The 465-nt window shown below is 55.1% G+C and carries 5 tRNA genes; all 5 read left to right on the forward strand.

From position 1 onward, the window contains the following. Positions 1-20: 20 nt before the first annotated feature. The 5 genes from POF52_RS31020 to POF52_RS31040 all read left to right on the forward strand — a co-directional run bounded on the left by POF52_RS31020 (position 21) and on the right by POF52_RS31040 (position 462). Positions 21-97 (forward strand) — tRNA-Pro (locus POF52_RS31020). Between the two features lie 12 nt (positions 98-109). Next, positions 110-185: transfer RNA gene (locus tag POF52_RS31025), tRNA-Ala, on the forward strand. A 10-nt stretch (positions 186-195) separates the two neighbouring features. After that, positions 196-288: transfer RNA gene (locus POF52_RS31030), tRNA-Ser, on the forward strand. 11 nt (positions 289-299) lie between these two features. Beyond that, positions 300-375: transfer RNA gene (locus tag POF52_RS31035), tRNA-Asp, on the forward strand. Positions 376-388: 13 nt separating this feature from the next. Then, positions 389-462 (forward strand) — tRNA-Gly (locus POF52_RS31040). Positions 463-465: the final 3 nt, after the last annotated feature.

The raw sequence follows: 465 nt of genomic DNA on the forward strand, positions 1-465 counted from the left end.
CCTCTCGGGCGCGCCATGAACGGGAAGTAGCTCAGCTTGGTAGAGCACTTGGTTTGGGACCAAGGGGTCGCAGGTTCGAATCCTGTCTTCCCGACCAGAGAAGTATTATGGGGCCTTAGCTCAGCTGGGAGAGCGCCTGCCTTGCACGCAGGAGGTCAGCGGTTCGATCCCGCTAGGCTCCACCATGCAATATACGGAGGAATACCCAAGTCCGGCTGAAGGGATCGGTCTTGAAAACCGACAGGGGTGTCAAAGCCCGCGGGGGTTCGAATCCCTCTTCCTCCTCCATTTTATATTTTGGTCCCGTGGTGTAGCGGTTAACATGCCTGCCTGTCACGCAGGAGATCGCGGGTTCGATTCCCGTCGGGACCGCCATTTTTAAAAATAAGCGGGTGTAGTTTAATGGTAAAACCTCAGCCTTCCAAGCTGATGTCGTGAGTTCGATTCTCATCACCCGCTCCAAAT

It is taken from the genome of Priestia sp. AB (assembly GCF_028369225.1).
GTDB lineage: Bacteria > Bacillota > Bacilli > Bacillales > Bacillaceae_H > Priestia > Priestia megaterium.